The following is a 22,583-nucleotide window of genomic DNA, read 5'->3' as shown; positions in this document are numbered from 1 at the left end:
GTGTTGTTAGCTCAGTATTCCGTGAAGTAACGCAGCAAGAGCAGCTCCAATGATTGGTCCTGCAATGGGAATCCATGCATAACTCCAGTCACTGCTTCCTTTTACCGGAAGAAGAGCGTGCATAATTCTTGGTCCGAGATCTCTTGCCGGATTAATAGCGTAGCCTGTGGTTCCTCCCAAAGAAAGACCAATTGCCCAGACCAATAAAGTGACTGGTAAAGCTCCTACACTTCCTAATCCTATTTTTGCGTTCGGATCATTATTTAAAGTCATGCTTGGATCTGCAAAATGAAAAATCACGAATACCAAAACGAAAGTTCCGATCATTTCACTGATTAAATTGGAAACAGGTTTTCTGATGGCAGGTCCTGTACTGAAACATGCAAGTTTTGCCCCTTCGTCTTCCGTAATGGCAAAATGATCTTTATTGAATATCCAGACCAGAGACGCACCCAACATTGCCCCGATCATTTCTCCGGCAATATAGGTAGGAACCAGATCCCATGAAAATTTTCCTGCGAAAGCCAGACCTAAAGTCACTGCGGGATTCAGGTGTGCTCCGCTGACAGGTCCTGCGACGGTTACCCCCACAAAAACTGCCAGAGCCCAAGCGGTGGTAATTACAATCCAGCCGGAGTTGTTTCCTTTTGTGCCTTTCAAAACAACATTGGCAACTACGCCGTTTCCTAAAAGGATCATCAGCATTGTGCCGATTATTTCTGCTGTAAATGGAGTCATAGTTTTATTTTAAAAGGTTAATCTTCGATCCAGTTTTGAGAACGCTGTACTGCTTTTGTCCAGGTTTTTACCATCTTTTCCACTTTTTCTTTTTCCAGTTGCGGATGGAAATCTTTATCAATGATCCATTGAGACTGTATTTCATCAATATTTTTCCAGTATCCGACAGCAAGTCCGGCAAGATAAGCCGCTCCCAGAGCGGTTGTTTCCAGTGTTTTTGGTCTTGTAATTTTAAATCCGAATAAATCCGACTGAATCTGCATCAGCAAATCGCTTGCAGAAGCTCCGCCATCTACTCTTAATTCAAGACTTTCCGTTCCGGAATCAGCTTCCATTGCTTTTACAATATCATACACCTGAAAAGCAATACCTTCCAAAGTTGCTCTTGCGATATGCCCGTTTGTGGTTCCGCGGGTTACGCCAACGATATTTCCGCGGGCATACTGATCCCAGTGAGGAGCGCCTAAACCCGTTAATGCAGGAACAAAATACACACCGCCATTATCTTCAACCGATTGTGCCAAAGTATTTACTTCCTCTGCGGAACGGATTAATTTTAAACCGTCTCTCAGCCACTGAATCGCTGCACCTCCTACAAAAACACTTCCTTCCAAAGCGTAATTCACTTCTCCATTAATTTTCCATGCAACGGTCGTCAGTAAATTGTTTTTAGATAAAACGGCTTCTGTTCCTGTATTCATTAAAAGGAAACAGCCAGTTCCATACGTATTTTTTACCATTCCCGGAGTCGTACACATCTGTCCGAATAATGCAGCCTGTTGATCTCCCGCAATCCCTGCAATCGGAATCTTTGTGGAGAATAATGTAGTGGCTGTTTCTCCGTAGATTTCGCTGCTTTGTTTCACCTCAGGTAAAATCGCTCTTGGAATGTTGAAGAGTTCCAGTAAATCATCGTCCCATTCTAAAGTATGAATATTCAAAAGCATGGTTCTGCTTGCATTCGAAACATCGGTGATGAACATTTTTCCGCGCGTAAGTTTCCAGACAAGGAAAGTGTCTACTGTTCCGAAACATAATTTTCCGGCTTCTGCTTTTTCTCTTGTGCCTTCTACATTGTCTAAAATCCATTTCAGTTTTGTTGCTGAAAAATAAGCATCCAGTACAAGACCTGTTTTTTCTTTGATGGTTTCAGTATGTCCCTTTTCTTTTAATTCGTCACAATATTTGGACGTTCTTCTGTCCTGCCATACAATGGCATTATACACAGGTTCTCCGGTTTCTTTATCCCATACAACGGTGGTTTCACGCTGATTGGTGATTCCGATGGCGGCAATTTCCCGACCGGAAATTCCTGCTTTGGCAATGACTTCCGCCGCTACGGAAACCTGTGAAGACCAGATTTCATTGGGATCGTGTTCTACCCAGCCCGGTGTAGGAAAGATCTGTTCAAAACTTTTCTGAGAAACAAATTCAATTTCTCCGCTGTGATTGAATAAAATGGCTCTCGACGAAGTCGTACCTTGGTCCAGAGCGAGAATCAACTTTTCACTCATGCTGTGATCGTAAATTAAGGTTAAATGGATCTTGGAGAATAAGGAGTCAGTAAATATCCTTTCGCCAATTCGATAAATTCTCTTTCCTGTTCATCTGCCCATTCCGCAGAATGCCCGTTTTCTTTTGCGATGATCTGTGCAATCTTGTGCGCGCTGTCGATTGCTGCTCTTGCATCTAAAAATAAAAGCCGTACTCTTCGTGCTAAAATATCCTCAATGGTTTGTGCCATTTCGCTTCGTATTGCCCAGACTGCTTCTGCCATGGTGAAGGGATGATCAGGATGTATTTTTTCTGATAATTCAGGATTGTTCTGCTGTAGTTTTTTTATTTCCGGAATATCGGCTCCGTAAACATATAAATGATGGGTTCTGTTTACCGTTTCGGGTTTCACATTTCCATGAATCGAAAGATGTTCTGTTTTGGAAGTGGTTATTCCGAGGTTATGAACTTTCATGGCTTCATCAATCGTGTCTTCCGCCATTTTACGGTATGTCGTCCATTTTCCTCCGATAATGGAGATGAGTCCCGTGTCTGAAGTAACGACTTTATGACTTCTGGAAACTTCTTTTGTGCTTTTGCTGCCGTCTTTCGGAGCTGCGAGAGGTCTGAGTCCTGCGAAAACAGATTTTACGTCTTCACGGGTTGGTTTCTTTGCTAAATATTGTCTTGCGGTATTCAGGACAAATTTAATCTCATCTTCCAAAGCTCTTGGCTCAAAACTTTCGTTTTCCAGTAAAGTATCTGTTGTTCCTACCAAAGCTCTGTCGTGCCACGGAACGACAAATAGAACTCTTCCGTCTGAAGTTTTAGGAATCATGATTGCATCATCACTTTTCAGAAACGATTTATCCAGAACCAAATGGATTCCCTGACTTGGAACGACGAATTTTCCGTGTTTCGGGTTGTTCATATTTAAGATATCATTCGTGAAAACTCCGGTTGCATTAATAACAACTTTCGCTTTGATTTCGAATTGCTGTTTTGTAAACTGATCTTCCGCAACAACACCGATGATCTTATTGGAATCATTTTTCATCAGATTAATCACTTTTACGTAATTAACCGCTGTTCCGCCTTTTTCGATAATGGTCTGTGTTAAGTTGATCGCCAGTCTTGCATCATCAAACTGCCCGTCCTGGTAAACCACTCCGCTTGCCAGACCTTTTTGTTCGATGGTCGGAAGTTTCTCTACGGTTTTTGATTTGCTGATGTATTTCGTTCTACCCAAACTTAATTTCCCGGCTAGAAAATCGTAAATGGAAAGTCCTATTTTATAATAAATTCCTTCCCACCAAGTGTAATTTGGAATAATAAAAGACTGGTTTTTTACAACGTGTGCTGCATTTTTTGCCAGTAAACCTCTTTCTTTTAAAGCTTCTTTTACCAAGCCTATATCTCCTTGTGCTAAATATCTTACGCCGCCGTGTACCAGTTTTGTACTTCTGCTGGAAGTTGCTTTTGCAAAATCGTGAGATTCTAACAGTAACGTTTTAAATCCTCTGCTCGTTGCGTCCAGTGCCGAACCTAATCCACTCGCTCCTCCGCCAATGATGATAAAGTCCCATTCTTTAACGGTGGATAATTTGCTGAGTTCTTCGTTTCGTTTCATAATATTTCGTTATGTTTCGTTTTCAAAGTTATAAATTAAAAACGAAACCAAAAAGAAAATAAATGAAATTTTTCGAATCAAAATAAAAATGGTATTTTTGAGAAAACGAAACATAATGGAGAAATTGCTTCCAAGGCATAATGATATTTTAAAGGAATTAGACGAAAAAGATCATATTCTGGTTCAGGATCTTTGTGAGAAATTCAATGTTTCGTCGGTTACGATCCGAAAGGATCTTAATTATCTTGAAAGTCTTGGATTGCTGTTCCGGAATCACGGAGGAGCAAGTAAGCAGGTGAGGTATGCGTACGAAAAAAATGTTGATGAAAAGGAAAATATCAATGTAGAGGCTAAAAAGAATATTGCGAAAGGTGCGCTTTCTCTGATTCAGGAGAACGACTGTATTATTCTGGCTTCAGGAACCACGATGCATTATCTTGCACGAATGCTGGTAAATTTTGGCCCATTAACAGTTCTTACTTCTTCTTTACGTGTTGCGATCGAGCTTTGCAATAATCCGAACATTAATATTATACAATTGGGAGGAGAGGTGAGAAAAAGTTCGACTTCTATTGTAGGTTCCATCTCTGAGACGATTCTGAAACATTTCTCGTGCAATAAATTATTTCTTGGAGTAGACGGAATTGATATGGATTTCGGGATCAGTACTTCGAATGCTGCGGAAGCTCATCTTAATCAACTGATGATTGAATGTTCGGATAAAGTAGTGATTCTGGCAGATTCTTCCAAACTGAATAAAAAAGGTTTCGGAAAAATCGCGGATCTGGATAAAATTGATTTTCTGATTACAGATGGTGATATTTTAGACGAGGATAAAAATAAGCTTGAAGAAATTGGAATCAGTGTTATTGTTAAATAAATTATTTCATTTTTAAATTTTTCATAATTCAAAAAAAAATTCTGTGAAATTTAGCTCAAGTTTTCTCATAATTATCTAAATCACTAAAAATCAAAATATTTTACTGAAAATATTTGTCAGTTATAAAAATATTCATAAATTTGCACACTCATTTTAGGGGCGTAGTATGCCTATATTCAAAAGTAGAAATTACTTCAGACCTCCAAAAATGGTGATAAATAAAGGATAAATTTTATTATAACATAAACAATGTCAGGTATTATTGGTAAAAAAATCGGTATGACTTCTTTGTTTGACGAAGCAGGGAAAAATATTCCTTGTACAGTTATTCAGGCTGGTCCATGCTCGGTTTTACAGGTCAGAACCATTGAAAAAGACGGTTATAAGTCAGTTCAATTAGGTTTCGATGACAAGAGTGAGAAGAACGTTGGTAAAGCGTTAGCTGGTCATTTCAAAAAGGCTGGTTCTGCTCCTAAAGCTAAATTGGTAGAGTTCTACAGAGAGTTCGTTGATGAAGTAAAAGTAGGAGAAGAAGTAAAGGTAGACTTGTTCAATGAAGGAGAATTCGTAGACGTAACAGGTACTTCAAAAGGTAAAGGCTTCCAGGGTGTTGTTAAAAGACACGGATTTGGAGGTGTAATGCAGGCAACTCATGGTCAGCACAACAGACTTAGAGCTCCAGGTTCTATCGGTGCCGGATCTGACCCTTCAAGAGTATTCAAAGGGATGAGAATGGCTGGAAGAATGGGAGGTAAGCAGGTAACTGTACAAAACCTTCAGGTATTAAAAGTGGATCAAGAACAAAATCTTTTAGTAGTAAAAGGTGCTGTTCCGGGAGCTAAAAATTCTTATGTAATTATCAGAAAATGGAACTAGTAGTATTAAATACATCAGGAAAAGAGACCGGAAGAAAAGTAACTCTAGACGAAACAGTATTCGGAATTGAGCCAAATCAGCACGCGGTTTACTTAGAAGTTAAACAGTACCTTGCAGCACAAAGACAAGGGACTCATAAAGCAAAAGAAAGAAGCGAAATCACAGCTTCTACTAAAAAACTTAAGAAGCAAAAAGGATCTGGTTCTGCTAGATATGGTGATATTAAATCTCCAACTTTCAGAGGAGGAGGTAGAGTATTCGGTCCAAAACCAAGAGATTACAGATTCAAATTGAACAAAGCTCTTAAGAGATTAGCTAAGAAATCTGTTTTATCTCAGAAAATGAGAGACAACAGCATTAAAGTTTTAGAAGATATGAGCTTCGAAGCTCCTAAGACTAAAGATTTTATTACTTTATTAGATGCATTAACATTAAACGGTAAAAAATCTTTGTTCATTCTTCCTGAAGCTAACAAGAATGTGTATTTATCTTCAAGAAACTTACCTAAGACTAAAGTAATGAACTTCAACGAAGTGAGTTCTTACGATTTAGTAAACGCAGGTGAGATCGTATTCTTCGAAGGTGCAGTAGAAAAATTCCAGGAAAATTTAAAGAAATAAATCATGTCTATTATCATTAAACCAGTTATCTCAGAAAAGGCTAATTACCTTACAGATTTAAGAGGTTCTTATTCTTTCTTGGTAGATACTAAGGCGAATAAAATCCAGATTAAGAAAGCTGTAGAAGCGGCTTATGGTGTAAAAGTAGCAGACGTTAATACAATGATTTATGCTCCGAAGGTTTCTTCGAAATACACTAAAAAAGGTCTTCAAGTAGGAAAGACAAACAAATTGAAAAAAGCGGTAATCAAACTTGCTGAAGGTGAGGTTATCGATATTTTTGCTGTAAATTAATTATAATTATAAATAATAGTAATGTCTGTTAGAAAATTAAAACCTATCACCCCGGGACAGAGATTCAGAATTGTAAACAATTTTGAGGAAATTACTACTAACAAACCAGAGAAATCTCTAACAGTTGGTATTAAAAAGTCAGGTGGACGTAACCAAACAGGTAAAATGACCATGCGTTACACCGGAGGTGGACACAAAAAGAAATACAGAATTATTGACTTCAAAAGAAACAAAGCAAACGTTGAAGCAACTGTAAAATCTGTAGAATACGATCCAAACAGAACTGCATTTATCGCTTTATTAGAGTACGCAGACGGAGAGAAGAGATACATCATCGCTCCAAACGGTATCAAAGTAGACCAAAAAGTAGTTTCAGGTGAAAGCGTAGAACCAAATGTAGGTAACGCAATGAAATTGAAAAACATTCCATTGGGTACTGTAATTTCTTGTGTTGAAATGAAGCCTGGTCAAGGTGCTATTTTAGCAAGAAGTGCTGGTTCTTCAGCGCAATTAACTTCAAGAGACGGGAAATATGCAATCATTAAATTGCCTTCAGGAGAATCCAGAATGATCCTTACTGAATGTATGGCAATGATTGGATCTGTTTCCAACTCTGATCACCAATTAACTGTATCAGGTAAAGCTGGTAGAAGCAGATGGTTAGGTAGAAGACCAAGAACAAGAGCGGTAGTAATGAACCCTGTAGATCACCCAATGGGAGGTGGTGAAGGACGTTCTTCTGGAGGTCACCCAAGATCTAGAAACGGTAAACCGGCTAAAGGTTACAAAACTAGAAAGAAAAACAAAGTGTCTAACCGTTACATCGTATCTAAAAGAAAATAATTATGGCAAGATCACTTAAGAAAGGACCGTTCATTCATCATACTTTAGATAAGAAGGTTCAGGCAAATATAGAGTCTGGTAAGAAGACAGTTATCAAAACTTGGTCTAGAGCATCTATGATCTCTCCGGACTTCGTAGGACAAACTATTGCTGTACACAACGGGAAATCTTTTATCCCTGTTTATGTTACAGAAAACATGGTTGGTCACAAGTTAGGCGAATTTTCTCCAACAAGATCTTTCAGAGGTCATGGTGGTAACAAAAACAAAGGAAGCAGATAATCATGGGATCAAGAAAACAAGATAGCGCAATCGCAAGAAAAGAAGCTAACAAAGATGTTGTTAAGGCTTCATTAAATAACTGCCCATCTTCTCCGAGAAAAATGAGATTAGTTGCTGATATCATTAGAGGAGAGCAAGTAGATAAAGCTCTTTATATCCTTAAATATTCTAAGAAAGAAGCTTCTAACAAATTAGAAAAATTACTTCTTTCTGCAATTGCTAACTGGCAAGTGAAAAACGAAGGGGCTGACATCGAGGAAGCAAACCTTATCGTTAAAGAAATATTCGTGGATAGTGCAAGACAATTGAAGAGACTAAGACCAGCTCCGCAAGGTAGAGGGTACAGAATCAGAAAAAGATCTAACCACGTTACATTAATCTTAGGTAATAAAGAAAACTAAATCAAGGTATGGGACAGAAGACAAATCCAATTGGTAACAGATTAGGTATCATCAGAGGATGGGATTCTAACTGGTTTGGCGGAAACGATTATGGAGACAGAATCGCGGAAGACTACAAAATCAGAAGATACCTTGAAGCTAGATTATCTAAAGGTGGGATTTCAAGAATTTATATTGAAAGAACATTAAAATTAGTAACAGTTACAATTACTACTGCTAGACCGGGACTTATCATCGGTAAAGGAGGTCAGGAAGTTGATAAACTGAAAGAAGAGTTGAAAAAATTAACTAAAAAGGATATTCAGATCAACATCTTCGAAATCAAAAGACCAGAGCTTGATGCAGTATTAGTTGCAGACAGCATTGCTAAGCAGATTGAAAACAGAATCTCTTACAGAAGAGCTGTTAAAATGGCGATGGCAGGTACAATGAGAATGGGTGCAGAAGGTATCAAAGTTCAGATCTCTGGTAGATTGAACGGAGCTGAAATGGCAAGATCAGAATCTTTCAAAGAAGGAAGAATTCCATTGTCTACTTTCAGAGCAGATATCGATTACCATATCGGTGAAGCACTTACTCAGTACGGAAAACTAGGAGTAAAAGTTTGGATCATGAAAGGTGAAGTTTACGGTAAAAGAGAACTTTCTCCATTAGTGGGACAACAGAAAAAAGGAGGTCAGTCAGACAGAAGAGATAACAGAGGAGGAGACAGAGACAACAGAAGACCTAGAAAAAACAACAACAATAACAATAATAATTAAAATTTTAGATTAGAAATTTTGAATTTTAAATTACCGTTACTTTTTTAAAATAAAAAAAATCTAAAATCTAAAATCTAAAATCTAAAATTTAGAAATTATGTTACAACCAAAAAGAACCAAGTTCCGTAGAGTTCATAAGATGAAAATGAAGGGGAATGCCCAGAGAGGTAGTCAACTTGCTTATGGAACTTTCGGAATCAAGGCGACAGAAGGTGCTTGGATCACTGCAAGACAAATTGAAGCTGCTCGTATCGCTGCGACAAGATATATGAAGAGAGAGGGACAACTATGGATTAAAATTTTCCCGGATAAGCCAATTACTAAAAAACCTGCGGAAGTACGTATGGGTAAAGGTAAAGGTGCTGTGGAATATTGGGTAGCTGTAGTAAAACCAGGTAAAATTATGTTCGAAATCGGAGGTGTACCTTACGATATCGCTAAGGAAGCTTTAAGACTTGCTGCACAAAAATTACCAGTAGTTACTAAATTCATCGTTGCTAACGATTTTGTTAAACCTCTTTAATCTTTGAATACAATGAAAAAAGCTGATATTAAAAATTTAAGCGCGGGTGATATTCAAGCTCAATTAACTGAAGCAAAAGCTCAATATTCTAAATTGAAATTGGCTCATGCGATCAGCCCAATTGAAAACCCGATCCAAATCAGAGATTTGAGAAAAACAATCGCTAGACTAAACACTGAGTTAACTAACAAACAATAATTTCATTTTAAAATGGATAGAAATTTAAGAAAAGAAAGAATCGGAGTGGTTTCCAGCAATAAAATGGAAAAAACTATTGTTGTTAGTGAAACTACGAGAGTAAAGCACCCGATGTACGGTAAATTCGTATTAAAAACGAAAAAATATACTGCACACGACGAGAACAACGAATGCGCAGAAGGAGATACAGTTTTAATCCAGGAAACTAGACCTTTGAGCAAGAACAAGAGATGGAGATTAGTAAGAATCATTGAAAAAGCTAAGTAATAATGTTACAAACAGAATCAAGATTAAAAGTTGCTGATAACACAGGTGCTAAAGAAGTATTGGTTATCAGAGTTCTGGGAGGAACCAGAAGAAGATATGCTTCAGTTGGTGATAAAATCGTTGTTACTATCAAAGATTCTACACCATCAGGAAACGCTAAAAAAGGTCAGGTATCTAAAGCTGTAGTAGTAAGAACTAAAAAAGCAGTAAGAAGAAAAGATGGTTCATACATCAAATTCGAAGACAATGCTTGTGTATTGCTAAACGCAGCGGGAGAAATGAGAGGAACCCGTGTTTTCGGACCGGTTGCTCGTGAGTTGAGAGACAAAGAATATATGAAAATCATTTCATTAGCTCCTGAAGTACTTTAATATTTAAAATTGTAAAAAAATGTCAAAGTTAAAAATAAAAAGAGGAGATAACGTAATCGTAACTACAGGTAAGAAAGGTCTTAAAGGTGGTACAGGTGAAGTTATTGAAGTGATCAAAAAAGAAGGAAGAGACCCAAGAGTAGTAGTTGCAGGACTTAATATCGTTAAAAAACACGTTAAGCCTTCAGCTTCAAATCCTCAAGGAGGAATCGTTGAAAGAGAAGCTTCTATTCATATCTCAAACGTAGCTTTAGTTGGAAAAGACGGAAAAGCTATTAAAGTAGGTTACAAAATCGAAGGAGATAAGAAAGTAAGAATCAACAAAAAAACGGGTGAAACTTTATAATTTTAAATAACACATGGAATATATAGCAAGACCCAAAAAAGCATATAAAGAAACGATTGTTCCTGCAATGATGGAAGAATTCGGATACAAATCTGTAATGCAGGTACCTAGATTAGAGAAAATTGTTTTATCTCAAGGTTTAGGAGATGCTACAGCAGACAAAAAAATCATCGATTATGCTGTTGAAGAATTAACGAACATCACTGGTCAGAAGGCTGTAGGTACGATCTCTAAGAAAGACGAAGCTGCTTTCAAATTGAGAAAAGGAATGCCTGTAGGTGCTAAAGTTACTCTTAGAGCGAATAAAATGTATGAGTTCTTAGACAGATTAACTTCTTCTGCTTTGCCAAGAATCAGAGATTTCTCTGGAATCAAGGCTGATGGTTTCGACGGTAGAGGAAACTACAACTTAGGGATCACTGAGCAGATCATCTTCCCTGAGATCGTAATTGACAAAGTGAAAAAAATCCAGGGGATGGACATCACTTTCGTTACTACTGCGAAAACAGATAAAGAAGCAAAAGCATTATTAACTCACTTCGGTTTACCATTTAAAAAGAACTAAGAAATGGCTAAAGAATCAATGAAAGCGCGTGAGCGCAAAAGAGAAGCACTAGTTGCTAAATACGCTGCTAAAAGACAGGCTCTTAAAGAAGCTGGTGATTACGAAGGACTTCAAAAATTGCCTAAAAATGCTTCTCCTGTAAGATTACACAACAGATGTAAACTAACAGGTAGACCAAGAGGATACATGAGAACGTTCGGTATTTCCAGAGTAACTTTCAGAGAAATGGCAAACAACGGTCTTATCCCGGGAGTTAAAAAAGCTAGTTGGTAATAATTACTAATTAAAAATCGGGACAATTAAGTTGTCTGGATACTAAAGATAAAAATATCAGACCAAGATTTCTGAGGTCTGATATTTTACTCTTCAAGTCCTTACAATACTGATTGTTCTTTAACCAATAATTTATAAAAGAAAAATGGTAACAGATCCAATTTCAGATTTCCTAACAAGAGTAAGGAACGCACAAAGCGCAGGCCACAAAGTGGTGGAAATTCCTGCATCGAAAATCAAAAAGGAGATTACTAAGATCTTATTCGATCAGGGGTATATCTTAAACTACAAGTTTGAAGATAGCGCTGTTCAGGGTACGATTAAAATCGCTTTAAAGTACGATAAGCAAACCAACAAACCAGCTATCAAGTCTATTCAAAGAGCTTCTAGACCAGGTTTAAGACAGTACAAAGGTTCAGGAGAACTTCCAAGAGTACTAAACGGTTTGGGTATTTCTATCATCTCTACTTCTAAAGGAGTAATGACTGACAAGAAAGCTAGAGAAGAAAAAGTAGGCGGTGAAGTAATCTGCTATGTTTATTAATTTTTAATCACAGGAAAATGTCAAGAATTGGTAAAGCAATTATAACAGTTCCAGCAGGAGTTACAATCACTGAAAAAGATGGTGTGGTAACTGTAAAAGGTCCTAAAGGAGAACTTTCTCAGGAGCTTACAGCAGGAATTACTATAGAACAGAAAGATGGAGAACTGAATGTAAACAGACCATCTGATGCTAAACAACACAAAGCGCTTCACGGTTTATACAGAGCGTTAATCAACAACATGATTGTTGGTGTAAACACAGGTTTCGAAAAGAAACTGGAATTAGTAGGGGTAGGATACAGAGCTTCTCATGCAGGTCAAAAACTTGAGTTAGCTTTAGGATTCTCTCACGGTATCGTGCTTGAACTTCCAAACGAAGTAAAAGTAGATACATTGACTGAAAAAGGTAAAAACCCAATTATTACTTTAACGTCTCACGACAACCAACTTCTAGGGATGGTAGCTGCAAAGATCCGTTCTTTCAGAAAGCCTGAACCATACAAAGGTAAAGGGGTAAGATTCGTAGGAGAAATTGTTAGACGTAAAGCTGGTAAATCTGCTTAATAAATTATAAGTATTATGGCATTAAGTAAATTAGAAAAAAGAATAAGAATCAAAAGAAGAGTAAGAGGAAAAATCTCCGGATCTTCTGAATTGCCAAGATTATCTGTATACAAAAGTAATAAGGAAATTTACGCTCAGTTAATCGACGATAACAGTGGAAAAACTTTGGCTTCTGCTTCTTCAAGAGAGAAAGGAGTTGACGCTAACGGAACTAAGACTGAAGTTTCTGCTGCTGTAGGTAAAGCTATTGCTGCTAAAGCTATCGCTGCAGGAATCGAAAATATTGTATTTGATAGAAACGGATTCGTATATCACGGGAGAATTAAAGCTCTAGCGGATGGTGCGAGAGAAGGTGGACTTAAATTCTAATCATTAAATTTCGGAAAATATGTTAGGACTAGATAATATAGAAAGAGTAAAACCGGGAGGATTAGAACTTAAAGATCGTCTCGTAGCTGTTAACAGAGTAACAAAAGTAACTAAAGGAGGTAGAGCTTTCGGATTCTCTGCTATCGTAGTTGTAGGTAACGAAGATGGAGTTATCGGTTACGGATTAGGAAAATCTAAAGAGGTTGCTTCTGCAATTGCTAAGGCAGTGGAAGACGCTAAGAAAAACCTTGTGAAAGTTCCTGTAATGAACCACACAATTCCTCACCAGACTACTGCTAGATACGGAGGTGCAGATATCTTCTTAAGACCTGCTTCTCACGGTACAGGTCTTATCGCCGGAGGTGCGGTAAGAGCAGTATTGGAGTCTGCTGGTATTCACGATATCCTTTCAAAATCTAAAGGATCTTCTAACCCTCACAACGTGGTGAAAGCTACTTTCAAAGCGTTATTGGATATCAGAAGACCTGAAGAAATCGCTAGAATGAGAGGAGTTTCTCTAAGTAAAGTGTTTAACGGTTAATATATAAAACAATGGCAACAATCAAAGTAAAGCAAGTAAGAAGCGCTATTGGAAGAACAAAAACCCAAAAGAGAACGCTTGAAGCATTAGGATTTAAGAAACTTCACCAAGTTGTAGAACACGAAGCTACTCCTTCTATCTTAGGAATGATAGCTGCAGTTAGTCACTTACTTGAAGTTCAAAAATAATTTTTAAAATAATTTTAAAATGAATTTAAACAACATAAAGCCAGCTGCAGGATCTACTTTCAATTCAAAAAGAATTGGTAGAGGACAAGGCAGCGGAAAAGGAGGTACTGCTACTAAAGGTCACAAAGGACAGAAAGCAAGAGCCGGTTATTCTCAGAAGATCGGTTTTGAAGGAGGTCAGATGCCTTTACAAAGAAGATTACCGAAATTCGGATTCAAAAACGTAAACAGAAAAGAGTTTAGAGGAGTTAACCTTGATACAATCCAGACTTTAATTGAAAATAAATCTATCACAGGAGATATTACAAGAGAAGTTATGATTGAGAATGGTTTAATTACTAAAAACGAATTAGTGAAAATTATGGGTAGAGGAGAATTGAAATCTGCGGTTTCAATCTCTGCTGACAAGTTCACTAAATCTGCTGAAGAGCTTATCGCTAAGGCAGGTGGAAAAGCAATTACCTTATAATAATCACTAATGAAAGAATTTATACAAACCCTCAAAAATATTTGGAGTCTTAAAGAACTTAGAGATAAAATTCTCTTTACTTTAGGAATTATCCTTGTGTATAGATTCGCATCTTATATCTCATTACCTGCAATTAACCTTGCGGAAGTAGGGGATCTCTTAGAGCATTATAAAAATCAAGGCGGTAACAAGCAAGGAGCAGGTCTCCTTGGCTTGCTTTCGTCGTTTACGGGGGGAGCTTTCAGCCACGCTTCCGTAATGGCGTTAGGTATCATGCCTTATATTTCTGCTTCTATTATTGTTCAGTTGATGGGAATGGCTATTCCTTATCTTCAGAAGCTTCAGAAAGATGGAGAGTCTGGTAGAAATACATTGAACCAGATCACAAGATGGTTAACAATCGGAGTTTGTCTTGTACAGGCCCCTTCTTATTTAACATCGATCACTCAGTTGTTTTTACCGTATGCTCAGTTCTCATCTGCATATTATGTAGAGCCAAATTCTATTATGTTCTGGTTGCCAAGTATTGTTATTTTGGTTGCCGGTTCAGTATTCGCAATGTGGTTAGGTGAAAAAATCACCGACAAAGGTATCGGAAACGGTATCTCTATCCTTATTATGGTGGGGATTCTTTCAAGATTACCGGAAGCATTCGTTCAGGAAATGGCAGTGCAGAACGGAAAAGGTGGAATGGGATCTATCATGATCCTTATTGAAGTAATTTTCTGGATGTTGGTTGTTCTTTTAGCTGTGGTATTATCTGTGGCTGTTAGAAAAATCCCTATTCAGTATGTAAGCAGAGCTCAGGCAAGAGGAGGTGTAAACAGAAATCTTATGCAGGGAGCGAGACAGTGGATTCCATTGAAAGTTAATGCAGCCGGTGTAATGCCGATTATCTTTGCTCAGGCATTGATGTTCGTACCTGGTTTATTAACGAAAGTAGATGAGTCCAATACTTTTCTTGCAGGTTTCAAGAATGTTTTTAGCTGGCAGTACAATGTATTGTTTGCGCTATTAATTATTATCTTCTCGTTTTTCTATACTGCAATTACAATTCCGGTGAACCAGATGGCTGATGATTTAAAGAGAAACGGAGGTTTAGTACCGAAAGTAAGACCCGGAAAAGAGACGGCTGATTATTTAGATGATATTTTATCAAAAATTACCTTGCCGGGTGCAATATTTTTGTCTATCTTTGCAATCCTTCCGGCAATTGTGCATGGAACCTTTGTTCAGACAGATGCGTTTGCCCTATTTTTCGGGGGAACATCACTATTGATTATGGTGGGAGTAATTTTAGATACCGTTCAACAGATTAATACTTATCTGCTGAACCATCACTATGATGGCTTAATGCAGTCTAAATTATCAAGAACGACTGGATATTAATTTATGGCGAAACAAAAACATATTGAACAAGACGGCGTTATTACGGAAGCACTTTCAAACGCCCAGTTCCGTGTAGAGCTTGAAAATGGGCATGTACTCATCGCTCATATTTCTGGTAAAATGCGAATGCATTATATTAAACTTTTACCTGGTGATAAGGTGAAATTGGAAATGTCTCCCTATGATTTAACAAAAGGGAGAATTACATTTAGATATTAAAAACAATCTGCCAAATGGAGCATCCGTTCCATTTGGCTATTGTTAAAAAATAAATACTATCAAAATGAAAGTAAGAGCATCAATTAAAAAAAGAAGCGCTGATTGCAAAATCGTACGCAGAAAAGGTGTACTATTCGTAATCAACAAAAAGAACCCAAAATTTAAACAAAGACAAGGCTAAAATTAAATTATGGCGAGAATTTCAGGTATTGATTTACCAAAAAACAAAAGAGGCGTTATCGGTTTAACTTACATCTACGGGGTGGGAAGAAGCACTGCTTCAGAAATCCTTAAAGCTGCCGGTATCAGCGAAGACAAGAAAGTCAACGAATGGAATGACGATGAATTGGCTGCAATCAGAACATACATCTCTGAAAACGTAAAAGTAGAAGGAGAATTAAGATCTGAAGTGCAATTGAACATTAAGAGATTAATGGACATAGGATGCCAACGAGGAATACGTCACAGACTTGGATTACCTTTAAGAGGCCAGAGAACGAAAAACAACTCTAGAACCCGTAAAGGAAAGAGAAAAACTGTTGCTAACAAGAAAAAAGCTAGTAAATAATCGTTAGGAATTATGGCAAAACAAACTAAAGTAGTTAAGAAAAGAAAAGTAAAAGTTGAAGCTATTGGTGAAGCTCATATTCAGGCTTCTTTCAATAACATCATCATTTCTTTAACAAATAAAAACGGAGAGGTTATCTCTTGGGCTTCTGCCGGTAAAATGGGTTTCAGAGGTTCTAAAAAGAATACTCCATTTGCTGCTCAGATGGCAGCTGAAAATTGCTCTGCTGTAGCTCACGAAGCTGGATTAAGAAGAGTAAAGGTGTTTGTGAAAGGTCCGGGAGCAGGTAGAGAATCTGCAATCAGATCTATCCACAATTCAGGAATTGAAGTTAGCGAAATCATTGATGTGACTCCTATGCCGCACAATGGATGTAGACCACCAAAAAGAAGAAGAGTATAATCTAAAATTTTAAATTTTTGAATTTTAAATTTTAAATGTCTTTGATTACATTTATTAAAATCTAAAATCTAAAATTTAGAATCTAAAATCTAAAACAATGGCAAGATATATTGGACCTAAAACTAAGATTGCTAGAAAGTTTGGTGCTGCAATCTACGGAGATGACAAAAACTTCGAGAAAAGAAAAAACCAACCGCCAGGACAACACGGTCCTAACAAAAGAAGAGGTGCTAAAAAATCTGAATACGCAGTTCAGTTAGCTGAGAAGCAAAAAGCTAAATATACTTACGGTATTTTAGAAAGACAGTTTGCTAACCTATTCGACAAAGCACACAGAAGTAAAGGTGTAACAGGTGAAGTTCTATTACAACTTTGCGAATCTAGATTGGATAACGTAGTGTACAGATTAGGTTTTGCTAAAACAAGATCTGCTGCAAGACAATTGGTTTCTCACAGACACATTACGGTGAATGGAGAGCTGGTAAATATTCCATCTTATTTGCTAAAAGCTGGTGATGTAATCGCTGTAAGAGAAAAGTCTAAGTCTCTTGAAGTAGTTACAAACGCATTAGCTTCTAAAGCAAATTATGAGTGGTTACAATTCAACGATGAGAAGAAAGAAGGTACTTTCGTTTCTGCTCCTGAGAGAATCCAAATTCCGGAAGACATCAAGGAACAGCTTATCGTCGAACTTTACTCTAAATAATTTTTTAATCAAATTTTTGCTCAACCCAATAATATGGCAATTTTACAATTCATAAAACCCGATAAAGTAATTTTACTTAACTCTGATGAATTTAGAGGTCAATTCGAGTTCAGACCACTAGAACCAGGTTTCGGGCTTACAATCGGTAATGCTTTGAGAAGAGTGTTGCTTTCTTCTCTGGAAGGTTATGCTATTTCATCTATCAAAATAGAAGGTGTAGAGCACGAATTTTCAACTATTCCAGGAGTAATTGAAGACGTTACCGAAATTATTCTTAACCTTAAGCAGGTAAGATTAAAAGCTACGGCAGAAAACCAATCGAATGAGCAGGTTGTTGCTAAAGTTTCAGGTCAAACGATTATTACTGCTGGTGATTTAGGTAAGTCTGTCAACGGATTTGAGGTATTAAACCCGGATTTGGTGATCTGTAACCTGAACAGTGATGTAACTTTCGAAATTACTTTCAATATAGAAAAAGGAAGAGGGTATGTTCCTTCTGAACAAAATAAGTCAAACAATGCACCTGTAGGTACAATTGCGATTGACTCTATTTTCACGCCAATCAAGAAAGTACAGTATAGCATTGAAAATTATCGTGTAGAGCAAAAAACAGACTACGAAAAACTTGTATTAGATATAGAAACTGACGGATCTATCAGTCCTCAGAATGCTTTAACAGAAGCTTCTAAGATATTAATTTATCACTTCATGCTGTTCTCTGATGAGAGAATCACGCTTGAAACAGAAGCCGTAAAAGCATCTATCCAATATGATGAGGAAACTCTTCATACAAGACAATTACTTAAGTCTAAATTAGCAGATATGGATCTTTCCGTAAGAGCCCTTAACTGTCTGAAAGCGGCTGAAGTGGAAACTCTTGGAGAATTGGTTTCTTACAGTAAGTCTGATTTGATGAAATTCAGAAATTTTGGTAAAAAATCTTTGACAGAACTAGAAGAATTAGTGCATTCAAAAGGTCTTAACTTCGGTTTCGACGTTGCAAAATATAAGTTAGACGCTGATAAATAATTAATAATGAGACACGGTAAAAAATTCAATCACTTAGGAAGAACAGCTTCTCACAGAAGTGCTATGCTTTCTAATATGGCTTGTTCTCTAATTGAGCATAAAAGAATCAACACTACTGTTGCTAAAGCTAAAGCTTTGAGAGTATATGTTGAGCCTCTATTAACAAAAGCAAAAGAAGATACTACACACAACAGAAGAATTGTTTTTTCATATCTTCAAAATAAAGAAGCAGTTGCTGAATTGTTCAGAACTGTAGCTCCAAAAATCGCTGAGAGAAACGGTGGTTATACAAGAATCATCAAGACAGGATTCAGACCAGGTGATGCTGCTGATACTGCTCTTATCGAATTGGTAGACTTCAACGAGCTTTACAATCCAAATGCGGAAGAGAAAAAAGCAACAAGAAGAAGCAGAAGATCTGCAACAGCTAAGAAAGAAGCTGTAGTAGCTGAAGCTCCTGTAGTAGAAGAAAAAGCTGCTGAGCCAACGGCTGAAGCTGCAGATTCTACAGAAGAAAAAACTGAAGAATAATATTCATCAGATATAAAAAGAAAAACCGTTCAGCAATCTGAACGGTTTTTTTATGTTTTATATTTTAGTTTTTACAAGCTGGATGATGTTGTTCCCTTGATCCAAAATTAAGCTGTCTCTTTTCACGGTAGCCTTCATATCCATTTTTTCATAAGTTGTTTCATTTCCTTTGGATTCTACTTTATTTAAAATGAAAGTTTTATTGTTACTTCTTATGCTCATTGTCTTTTCTTCATAATTAAAAACCACTTTTGCAAGGCTTCCGTCGGTGGCTTTGTATACATAATCTGTTTTTATACTTTTCTTGCCGTTAATATCCGTATCGTAACTTATCGTAGAGTCTACTTTGCCGTTATCTGCCAATATAGCTCCCGAATCGGAGGTTTTTAAAACATTTTTATTCCCTTCTTCACTTTTTTTGCAGCTTATCAGCGACAGAGAAAGCGCTGAAACGGCGATGAAAAGTACATTTTTCATGATGTTAATTTTTTTAAGGTATTGATTGTTAAATATTTTCGTTTGTAAAATAATTTTCACTAAATTTAGTAAAAACAAAAACTAAACCAAATGGTCATGAACTCAAACTCTGAATATTACACAAAAGGGTAATTGACTCTGTTTTGTTTTCTGTTGAAATTTGTCTTAAACAAAATTACCGACATGAGCATTTCCATAGCCATAGTAGAAGACGAAAAAAACTACAACAATGCGTTGAAGAAAGTCATCAATTATCAGGATGACATGAAAGTGGTTGCGCAGTTTTTTGATGGAAATGAAGCTTTAAAAAATCTTTCTGACCTTTCTCCGGATGTAGTGATGATGGATATTCAGTTACAGGATATGCTCGGTATTGAAATTATCGAAAAGCTTAGGAAGGGATTGCCTCAAACGCAGTTTATCATGTGTACCAGTTTTGAAGATGATGAAAAGGTCTTCAATTCTTTAAAAGCCGGTGCAATGGGCTACCTTGTAAAAGGCGAGAGCATGGATAAAATCCTTTCCTCAATAAGAGATGTCTACAACGGTGGTGCTCCCATGAGTTTCTCGATTGCCCGAAAAGTTCTCAGCCACTTCGAAAGAAAGCTCCCCGAAATAAAAGGCTATGATGAACTTACGGAAAGAGAAAAAGAAGTACTGGAACTTTTATCTCAAGGATTGCTTTACAAAGAAATCGCCGATAAGAAATTCATCAGCATCGATACCGTGAAAAAACACGTCGGAAACATTTACAGAAAACTCCACGTCAATAACAAAGTGGAGGCTATTAATAAATTTAACCATTTTAAAAACTGAGAAATCATGGAAAAAAAATTTAACAAGTATCTATTATACATTGCAATTTATATGTCAGTTATAAGTTGTGTAAAAGATAGAAATGCTAATCATTCACCAGATGAAAAGGAGCAATCTCAAAATATAAACAGTAATGATATCTTAAAAAATAAAATCGACACTATGACATATTCAAAAAGGGCGAAAGGAAATAAATTAATACCACTCAATCAATATGGAATTAAACCAATGAGAGAAGGAGGTGAAGAGATTGATGATTACTTGGCTGAACATTTTATATATCAAGCTAAAAATGGAGTATTAAAAAATATAACAACTGTCGATTATAAGCAATACTTTGATACTTATGAAGTTCCTGTATCTATATTAAAAGAATTACGAGATAATAACATTAGTAATAGTGTTGGTCTTGAACTACGTTTTGTAGAACTAAAGGATAATTATGGAAAGATAACCAAACAAACAAATTCTCCAAATTATTTGTATTTAATTGCTATCCCAGTAAAAAAAGACACAAAACCAGCAAGTGAAAATCGAAATTATATTATTTTCAATCTAATTAATAATAGTTTTAAATTAAGCGATAACATATTAACAGATGAAGAATATGATAAACTTGAATATGATTACCATAATAATAGTCCAATGTACAAAGCATTAACTAAATACTATTCACACTATGGTATGGGAAATACAAAGGCCATTTATTATTCTTGGGATGATATTAGTGATAATATTATTGAATATGCAAGGATTAAAAATTATGAATATGTTAAATTTAGACTTGCAGAAATCATAAATTTTAATTCTATTATGTTTAGAGTAGGAAGAATAACAGAGGATTCTATCATAGTACAAAAATATGAAGAAGCATATAAAGACCGAGAAAAGCAACTTACTATTATTGGAGAGTTTTACAGAACAAAAATACTTGGGAAATCATCTTATTACTTCGATATGGGAGATTTAAGACCATAAAAATGATTATTGGAATTATATATAAAATAGTTTTATTGTTAACAGCAATAAAAGCATATAATTTGAGCAGAAAATTAAGCTTATCTGCTCAAAATTATTTATTAATTTATCTTGTAGTCTCATTACTCACAGATTTAATCTCTTTTTTATTTTATATATATTATCCAGATAGTAAAATTGGTATATTATATAATTTATACAATATTTTTTGTATATTGTTTTTCTCTTTTTATTTTTCTAAAGTTTTATTAAATAATTTAAAAAAAATATCATTTTTAATAGCAGTAATTTCTTTATTATTAATTTTATTATTTACTAATTTTTTAAGTTCAGATTTTGATAAAAATATTGGAATCACACTTTTATCTTTTTATATAATAAATTCTCTTTTGTGGTTTTATCAAAAAGTATCTTTTTTTGATGAAGATAAAATCACTAATGATTCTACATTTTGGATTGCAACAGCCTTAATAATGTGGAGCTGCTTTTTTCTTTTTAGAGTAACACCAATGTTTTATTTTGAAAAAGAAGATGAAGAATTTCTTCAGTTTTTAAGGAGAGGACAGAATATTATTAATATTGGAATGTATATTATGTTTTACGTTTCATTAAAAAAATATGAAAGGCTAAATGATGGTGCATATTCAAGATGATATAAAGCTTGCTTATATAATTGCAATCGGAATCATGATGATTTTTGTGGTATTCATCATTTTTGTAGTTTTAACCTATAATAAAAGACAAATTCTTCATTTACGTGAAAAACAACTCCAACAATCCGAACACCAAAACCAGCTCCTCCAAAAAGAACTCGAAAAACAAAAATCCATTGAAGCAGAGCGTGAAAGGATTTCACACGATATGCACGATGATCTCGGTGCAGGAATTTCAGCTCTTAAACTTCAGGCAGAATTTTTAAAACAACGAGCTGAAAATGATAATCTGAAAAATGATATTGATGAACTCCTGAAAACCTCCGAAGAAATGAATCTTTCCATGCGGGAAATGCTTTGGAGCCTCAATTCAGGAAACGATACGTTGGGAAGCTTCATCGATTATTCAAAGATGTATGCACAAAATTTTTTGAAAAAAACAAAAATTCTCCTGCTTACAGAAAGCGAAGACGTTGTTTTGGAAACAGTAATCACTACAGAACAGAGACGAAATTTATTTCTATGTTTAAAAGAGGCTTTGAACAATGCTTACAAACACAGCCAGTCCAATCAGATTAAATTGTCATTCATCCAGAAAGACAAAGAATTCATGATGAAAATCTCCGACAACGGAATAGGAATTAACCACGAAAAATCAGAAGGAAACGGACTTCGAAATATGAAACGGAGAATGCAGGAACAAAATGGACACTGCGAAGTCACCACGGAAAACGGAACACATCTGTTTTTCAGAATCGATTTATAGTAAATTTTAAATAT

General features: G+C 36.1%; 37 protein-coding genes. 33 read left to right on the top strand and 4 right to left on the bottom strand.

Annotation, left to right across the window (positions count from 1 at the left end):
- Positions 1–6: 6 nt before the first annotated feature.
- Genes QWT87_RS08310 through QWT87_RS08300 form a run of 3 tightly spaced genes read right to left on the bottom strand, consistent with a single transcriptional unit; the run spans position 7 to position 3,862 of the window.
- A complete protein-coding gene (locus QWT87_RS08310) occupies positions 7–738 on the bottom strand; it encodes an MIP/aquaporin family protein (RefSeq protein ID WP_108409355.1) in 732 nt (243 codons plus the stop codon).
- A gap of 17 nt (positions 739–755) precedes the next feature.
- The gene (gene glpK, locus QWT87_RS08305) at positions 756–2,252 is read right to left on the bottom strand and encodes a glycerol kinase GlpK (RefSeq protein ID WP_302715657.1); all 1,497 of its coding nucleotides are present in this window, start codon (positions 2,250–2,252) and stop codon (positions 756–758) included.
- 20 nt (positions 2,253–2,272) lie between these two features.
- Complete coding sequence (locus QWT87_RS08300) at positions 2,273–3,862, bottom strand: glycerol-3-phosphate dehydrogenase/oxidase (RefSeq protein WP_302715656.1); 1,590 nt, start codon at positions 3,860–3,862, stop codon at positions 2,273–2,275.
- Between the two features lie 115 nt (positions 3,863–3,977).
- Here QWT87_RS08300 and QWT87_RS08295 point away from each other — a divergent pair, with 115 nt between their 5' ends.
- The 29 genes from QWT87_RS08295 to rplQ all read left to right on the top strand — a co-directional run bounded on the left by QWT87_RS08295 (position 3,978) and on the right by rplQ (position 18,879).
- Positions 3,978–4,742: a DeoR/GlpR family DNA-binding transcription regulator gene (locus tag QWT87_RS08295; RefSeq protein WP_185144384.1), complete on the top strand. Its 765-nt coding sequence runs from the start codon at positions 3,978–3,980 to the stop codon at positions 4,740–4,742.
- Positions 4,743–4,991: 249 nt separating this feature from the next.
- A complete protein-coding gene (rplC, locus tag QWT87_RS08290) occupies positions 4,992–5,618 on the top strand; it encodes a 50S ribosomal protein L3 (RefSeq protein WP_076391854.1) in 627 nt (208 codons plus the stop codon).
- On the top strand, positions 5,609–6,238 hold the full coding sequence (gene rplD, locus QWT87_RS08285; protein ID WP_076391856.1) for a 50S ribosomal protein L4: 630 nt from the start codon (positions 5,609–5,611) through the stop codon (positions 6,236–6,238). Before rplC ends, rplD begins: the two co-directional genes overlap by 10 nt.
- A gap of 3 nt (positions 6,239–6,241) precedes the next feature.
- The gene (rplW, locus tag QWT87_RS08280; RefSeq protein ID WP_042720941.1) at positions 6,242–6,532 is read left to right on the top strand and encodes a 50S ribosomal protein L23; all 291 of its coding nucleotides are present in this window, start codon (positions 6,242–6,244) and stop codon (positions 6,530–6,532) included.
- Between the two features lie 21 nt (positions 6,533–6,553).
- Complete coding sequence (rplB, locus tag QWT87_RS08275) at positions 6,554–7,375, top strand: 50S ribosomal protein L2 (protein ID WP_027381305.1); 822 nt, start codon at positions 6,554–6,556, stop codon at positions 7,373–7,375.
- A gap of 2 nt (positions 7,376–7,377) precedes the next feature.
- A complete protein-coding gene (gene rpsS, locus QWT87_RS08270) occupies positions 7,378–7,656 on the top strand; it encodes a 30S ribosomal protein S19 (RefSeq protein WP_002983209.1) in 279 nt (92 codons plus the stop codon).
- A 2-nt stretch (positions 7,657–7,658) separates the two neighbouring features.
- Positions 7,659–8,057 carry a 50S ribosomal protein L22 gene (gene rplV, locus QWT87_RS08265; RefSeq protein ID WP_050020604.1) on the top strand — a complete coding sequence of 133 codons (399 nt, stop codon included), beginning with the start codon at positions 7,659–7,661 and terminating at the stop codon, positions 8,055–8,057.
- Between the two features lie 8 nt (positions 8,058–8,065).
- Positions 8,066–8,818 (top strand): 30S ribosomal protein S3, encoded by a 753-nt coding sequence (rpsC, locus tag QWT87_RS08260; RefSeq protein ID WP_087708000.1) that lies wholly within the window; start codon positions 8,066–8,068, stop codon positions 8,816–8,818.
- A 97-nt stretch (positions 8,819–8,915) separates the two neighbouring features.
- Positions 8,916–9,341, top strand: coding sequence for a 50S ribosomal protein L16 (gene rplP / locus QWT87_RS08255; protein ID WP_029297776.1), 426 nt, complete (start codon positions 8,916–8,918; stop codon positions 9,339–9,341).
- 12 nt (positions 9,342–9,353) lie between these two features.
- Positions 9,354–9,539, top strand: coding sequence for a 50S ribosomal protein L29 (gene rpmC / locus QWT87_RS08250; RefSeq protein ID WP_027381309.1), 186 nt, complete (start codon positions 9,354–9,356; stop codon positions 9,537–9,539).
- A 12-nt stretch (positions 9,540–9,551) separates the two neighbouring features.
- On the top strand, positions 9,552–9,806 hold the full coding sequence (gene rpsQ, locus QWT87_RS08245) for a 30S ribosomal protein S17 (RefSeq protein WP_029297775.1): 255 nt from the start codon (positions 9,552–9,554) through the stop codon (positions 9,804–9,806).
- A gap of 2 nt (positions 9,807–9,808) precedes the next feature.
- The gene (gene rplN, locus QWT87_RS08240) at positions 9,809–10,177 is read left to right on the top strand and encodes a 50S ribosomal protein L14 (protein ID WP_007839504.1); all 369 of its coding nucleotides are present in this window, start codon (positions 9,809–9,811) and stop codon (positions 10,175–10,177) included.
- Positions 10,178–10,196: 19 nt separating this feature from the next.
- On the top strand, positions 10,197–10,523 hold the full coding sequence (gene rplX, locus QWT87_RS08235) for a 50S ribosomal protein L24 (protein WP_076391862.1): 327 nt from the start codon (positions 10,197–10,199) through the stop codon (positions 10,521–10,523).
- Positions 10,524–10,536: 13 nt separating this feature from the next.
- Positions 10,537–11,088, top strand: coding sequence for a 50S ribosomal protein L5 (gene rplE, locus QWT87_RS08230; RefSeq protein WP_072883928.1), 552 nt, complete (start codon positions 10,537–10,539; stop codon positions 11,086–11,088).
- Positions 11,089–11,091: 3 nt separating this feature from the next.
- Positions 11,092–11,361, top strand: coding sequence for a 30S ribosomal protein S14 (gene rpsN / locus QWT87_RS08225; protein ID WP_029297771.1), 270 nt, complete (start codon positions 11,092–11,094; stop codon positions 11,359–11,361).
- Between the two features lie 145 nt (positions 11,362–11,506).
- Complete coding sequence (rpsH, locus tag QWT87_RS08220; protein WP_116095828.1) at positions 11,507–11,905, top strand: 30S ribosomal protein S8; 399 nt, start codon at positions 11,507–11,509, stop codon at positions 11,903–11,905.
- Positions 11,906–11,922: 17 nt separating this feature from the next.
- Positions 11,923–12,468 carry a 50S ribosomal protein L6 gene (rplF, locus tag QWT87_RS08215; RefSeq protein WP_087707999.1) on the top strand — a complete coding sequence of 182 codons (546 nt, stop codon included), beginning with the start codon at positions 11,923–11,925 and terminating at the stop codon, positions 12,466–12,468.
- Positions 12,469–12,483: 15 nt separating this feature from the next.
- Complete coding sequence (gene rplR, locus QWT87_RS08210; protein ID WP_087707998.1) at positions 12,484–12,837, top strand: 50S ribosomal protein L18; 354 nt, start codon at positions 12,484–12,486, stop codon at positions 12,835–12,837.
- Positions 12,838–12,856: 19 nt separating this feature from the next.
- Positions 12,857–13,378 carry a 30S ribosomal protein S5 gene (gene rpsE / locus QWT87_RS08205; RefSeq protein WP_047401284.1) on the top strand — a complete coding sequence of 174 codons (522 nt, stop codon included), beginning with the start codon at positions 12,857–12,859 and terminating at the stop codon, positions 13,376–13,378.
- Between the two features lie 11 nt (positions 13,379–13,389).
- Positions 13,390–13,566 (top strand): 50S ribosomal protein L30, encoded by a 177-nt coding sequence (rpmD, locus tag QWT87_RS08200; RefSeq protein WP_007839493.1) that lies wholly within the window; start codon positions 13,390–13,392, stop codon positions 13,564–13,566.
- A gap of 19 nt (positions 13,567–13,585) precedes the next feature.
- Positions 13,586–14,035: a 50S ribosomal protein L15 gene (gene rplO / locus QWT87_RS08195; RefSeq protein ID WP_087707997.1), complete on the top strand. Its 450-nt coding sequence runs from the start codon at positions 13,586–13,588 to the stop codon at positions 14,033–14,035.
- 9 nt (positions 14,036–14,044) lie between these two features.
- Positions 14,045–15,424, top strand: coding sequence for a preprotein translocase subunit SecY (gene secY, locus QWT87_RS08190; protein ID WP_072953559.1), 1,380 nt, complete (start codon positions 14,045–14,047; stop codon positions 15,422–15,424).
- Between the two features lie 3 nt (positions 15,425–15,427).
- Positions 15,428–15,643: a translation initiation factor IF-1 gene (gene infA, locus QWT87_RS08185; RefSeq protein WP_055861802.1), complete on the top strand. Its 216-nt coding sequence runs from the start codon at positions 15,428–15,430 to the stop codon at positions 15,641–15,643.
- 64 nt (positions 15,644–15,707) lie between these two features.
- Entirely contained in the window at positions 15,708–15,824 is a 117-nt protein-coding gene (gene rpmJ / locus QWT87_RS08180) for a 50S ribosomal protein L36 (RefSeq protein WP_007839480.1), read from the top strand.
- Positions 15,825–15,833: 9 nt separating this feature from the next.
- The gene (gene rpsM, locus QWT87_RS08175; RefSeq protein ID WP_076391870.1) at positions 15,834–16,211 is read left to right on the top strand and encodes a 30S ribosomal protein S13; all 378 of its coding nucleotides are present in this window, start codon (positions 15,834–15,836) and stop codon (positions 16,209–16,211) included.
- Between the two features lie 12 nt (positions 16,212–16,223).
- On the top strand, positions 16,224–16,613 hold the full coding sequence (gene rpsK / locus QWT87_RS08170) for a 30S ribosomal protein S11 (protein ID WP_002983263.1): 390 nt from the start codon (positions 16,224–16,226) through the stop codon (positions 16,611–16,613).
- Between the two features lie 97 nt (positions 16,614–16,710).
- Positions 16,711–17,319 carry a 30S ribosomal protein S4 gene (gene rpsD / locus QWT87_RS08165; RefSeq protein WP_029297746.1) on the top strand — a complete coding sequence of 203 codons (609 nt, stop codon included), beginning with the start codon at positions 16,711–16,713 and terminating at the stop codon, positions 17,317–17,319.
- Between the two features lie 33 nt (positions 17,320–17,352).
- Positions 17,353–18,348, top strand: a complete 996-nt coding sequence (locus tag QWT87_RS08160; RefSeq protein ID WP_185208605.1) for a DNA-directed RNA polymerase subunit alpha — start codon at positions 17,353–17,355, stop codon at positions 18,346–18,348.
- Between the two features lie 6 nt (positions 18,349–18,354).
- Entirely contained in the window at positions 18,355–18,879 is a 525-nt protein-coding gene (gene rplQ / locus QWT87_RS08155; RefSeq protein WP_076391872.1) for a 50S ribosomal protein L17, read from the top strand.
- A gap of 57 nt (positions 18,880–18,936) precedes the next feature.
- Here the strand turns inward: rplQ and QWT87_RS08150 are convergent, their stop codons facing one another.
- A complete protein-coding gene (locus QWT87_RS08150; RefSeq protein ID WP_302715594.1) occupies positions 18,937–19,356 on the bottom strand; it encodes a hypothetical protein in 420 nt (139 codons plus the stop codon).
- Between the two features lie 183 nt (positions 19,357–19,539).
- On the opposite strand from QWT87_RS08150, the gene QWT87_RS08145 reads away from it, so the two are divergent.
- Genes QWT87_RS08145 through QWT87_RS08130 form a run of 4 tightly spaced genes read left to right on the top strand, consistent with a single transcriptional unit; the run spans position 19,540 to position 22,569 of the window.
- A complete protein-coding gene (locus QWT87_RS08145) occupies positions 19,540–20,172 on the top strand; it encodes a response regulator (protein WP_087707992.1) in 633 nt (210 codons plus the stop codon).
- 6 nt (positions 20,173–20,178) lie between these two features.
- Positions 20,179–21,150: a hypothetical protein gene (locus tag QWT87_RS08140; RefSeq protein WP_302715591.1), complete on the top strand. Its 972-nt coding sequence runs from the start codon at positions 20,179–20,181 to the stop codon at positions 21,148–21,150.
- Between the two features lie 2 nt (positions 21,151–21,152).
- Complete coding sequence (locus QWT87_RS08135; RefSeq protein WP_302715589.1) at positions 21,153–21,803, top strand: hypothetical protein; 651 nt, start codon at positions 21,153–21,155, stop codon at positions 21,801–21,803.
- On the top strand, positions 21,781–22,569 hold the full coding sequence (locus QWT87_RS08130) for a sensor histidine kinase (RefSeq protein WP_302715586.1): 789 nt from the start codon (positions 21,781–21,783) through the stop codon (positions 22,567–22,569). Before QWT87_RS08135 ends, QWT87_RS08130 begins: the two co-directional genes overlap by 23 nt.
- The last annotated feature ends 14 nt before the right edge of the window (positions 22,570–22,583 follow it).

It is taken from the genome of Chryseobacterium urinae (assembly GCF_030518295.1).
Classification (GTDB): Bacteria; Bacteroidota; Bacteroidia; order Flavobacteriales; family Weeksellaceae; genus Chryseobacterium; species Chryseobacterium mucoviscidosis.
This window is presented reverse-complemented; position numbering and strand designations above follow the sequence as displayed.